Genomic DNA, 2,651 nt, shown 5'->3' on the forward strand with positions numbered 1-2,651 from the left:
CGCCGCATGGCCGGGTACGTCCCGTTCGCCCGCGAGGCCGAGTGGCTCGGCGGCGCCCCCGCCCCGGCCGCGGGATCGATCCCGGCCGCCGCCCCGGCGCGGTCCGTCGCGCCCGAGCCGATCGCCGCCTCGGCGTCCCCGACGCGGGCCCCCGCACCCGCGGAGACCGAGCCCGTCGTGCCGGACGTGGCGGCCGTCGTCGCCTCCGCGACCGGTGCGCCGGCCGCGGCCGGGGTGGGCGCTCCCGTGGAGTCCGACCTCGTGCCGCTCGCGAAGCGGCGACGCATGGCCGGGTACGTGCCGTTCGCCCGGGAGGGGGAGTGGTTCACCGAGCTCGCCGCCGTGGGCGGCCCCACCGCGCCGGAGATGGTGGCGCAGGAGGTCGTCGCCGAGCCGGCCACCGCCGAGCCCGCCGCCGCGGAGCCGGCCGATGCGGAACCGGCCGATGCGGAACCGGCCGTCGCCGCCCCCGTGGCCGCGGCGCCGGCTGCGGAGCCGGCTCCCACCGCGCCGGACACCCGTTCGGCCCCGCCGGCCTCCACCGCGCAGCCGCCCCGGGCCGTCCCCGGGGCCGCCACCGGCACGCCCGCTCGGGCCGCGGAGACGGACGCCGCCGAATCCGCCGCCCCGTCCCGCCTGCGCAAGGCGCTGCCGGCGGTGGCCGGCGTCGTCGTGCTGGCGCTGCTCGCAGTGCTGGCCGGACGCTGGCTGCGGAGCCTCGACCCGGTGGCGGACTTCATCGCGACCTACGACGGGCACCCGGTCCTGCCCGAGGGCACCCCCGAGGGGATGCCCTGGTGGATGGGCTGGCAGCACTTCCTGAACATGTTCCTGATGGTGCTGATCATCCGGACGGGCCTGCAGATCCGTCACGAGACGCGGCCTCCGGCCAACTTCACTCCGACGAAGGACGGCCTGTTCTCCGCGCGGGGCAACACCCCGAAGAAGTTCTCGCTCACCATCTGGACGCACCAGGCCCTCGACGCGCTGTGGCTGCTCAACGGCGTGATCTTCGTGGTGCTGCTGATCGTCACCGGCCACTGGGCGCGGATCGTGCCCACGGACCCGCACGTGTTCCAGCACGCCCTGTCCGCCGGCATCCAGTACCTGTCCCTGGACTGGCCCACGGAGAACGGCTGGGTGCACTACAACGCGCTGCAGATGCTCTCCTACGCGCTGGTGGTGTTCGTGGCCGCCCCGCTCGCCGCCCTCACGGGCTGGCGCATGTCCTCGTGGTTCCCCACGGAGGCCAAGGGACTGAACAAGGCGTTCCCCATGGAAGTGGCCCGCAAGGTGCACTTCCCGGTGATGGTCTTCTTCGTGGCGTTCATCGTGGTGCACGTGTTCCTCGTGGCCTTCACGGGCCTGCTGACGAACCTGAACCACATGTACACCTCGCGCGGCGGGGCCACCGACGCGTGGGGCCTCGTGGTGTTCCTCGTGAGCGTGGCGGTCACCGCCGCCGCGTGGTTCTTCCTGAAGCCCGCCTTCACGGCCCCCGTGGCCTCCCGGTTCGGCACCGTGGGCCGCTGAGCCGGCCGCACGACGACGGCCCCTCCTCCTCCCACCGGGACTTTCGAACGTGATCTCGGGGGAATGAGCGCTTTCGAACGTGGGATAGGCCCTCTCTCACGTTCGAAAGTGCTCGGGCGTCTGGGGCGTCAGCTCCGAGCAGCGCGGAAGGTGACCTGCACCTGGACCATCGGCTTGTCGGCCACGGGGACGCCGTCGGCGCCGGCCGGCACGAGGTCCACGTCCACGAGGCGCAGGGACCGGCCGGCGTGCCGCACCCGCGTGAGGGCGACCATCTCGCCGTGCCCCGGGCGCACGAACACCACGCGCACGGCCTGGACGTCGTAGCGCTCGCGGTCCGGCATGGCCGCCTGCGCGGCGGTGACCGCCCGCAGCGTCATGGCCCCGCCGTGGACCGCGCCCGACGGGTTGGCCAGCTCCGGCTTCGGGGCGAAGCGGGCGCCCGCGGTCGGCGCCGCGGCGACGGCGGGGCGCGCGTCCGGATCGGCCGCCGGCAGCGACTCGGGGCGGGCGGCCAGCAGCCCCGGCATGGGCACGCGGGTCTCGGCCCCGCGGGGCAGCCGTCCGGCGGCGACGAACGCGGCCATCCGCTCCGGCGCTCCGGCGGGCACCGACTGGAACCAGCCGGTCGCCTCGACGACGCGACGCCCGTCCGCGTCCTCGAGCCACGCGCAGGCCACGCCACCGCCGGCATCCCAGGCCAGCGGGCGGGTCCAGCACTCCAGCAGCGGGCCGTCGTCCCCGGCCTTGACGGCCTCCGCGTCGAAGGCGGGCAGCGGGCCGAGCACGTTGACCTGCAGCTCGGTGGTGACCACGGTCTCGATGTCCCGTGCCGCGTGGTGCACGGCCACCGCGGTGGCGTTGTCCATGATCACGGTGGCCGCCGCGCCGGTGGGCCGGCCGTCCAGGTCGAGGCACCACGGGCCGACCTCGAACGCGGCCGGGTTGAGGGCGCCGTCCCGCTCGGTCATCAGCGCGTGGCGGCGGATGCCGAACAGCTGTTCCGTGCGGCCGGAGGGGTGGGAGCGGGGGCCGGTGGGCGAGTCCGCGGTGGGGCTGGTGGTGGTCTGCACGGGGAGCACGCTAGCCCACGGCCCGGCGGCGACACGGCTGATCAT

Annotated in this window: 2 protein-coding genes; one reads left to right on the forward strand and one right to left on the reverse strand. The window is 75.3% G+C overall.

Features of this window, described 5'->3' with window-relative positions; translation table 11 throughout:
- Positions 1-1,533 (forward strand): cytochrome b/b6 domain-containing protein (locus tag QL983_RS10990; RefSeq protein ID WP_290152999.1); only part of this gene is annotated, 1,533 nt, incomplete at its 5' end.
- A gap of 128 nt (positions 1,534-1,661) precedes the next feature.
- Here QL983_RS10990 and QL983_RS10995 read toward each other — a convergent pair.
- Positions 1,662-2,651, reverse strand: a 990-nt coding sequence (locus QL983_RS10995; RefSeq protein ID WP_290153000.1) for an acyl-CoA thioesterase domain-containing protein, incomplete at its 5' end; no start/stop codon positions are given.

The sequence above is a fragment of the Micrococcus sp. APC 4021 genome (assembly GCF_030407635.1).
Classification (GTDB): domain Bacteria; phylum Actinomycetota; class Actinomycetes; order Actinomycetales; family Micrococcaceae; genus Micrococcus; species Micrococcus luteus.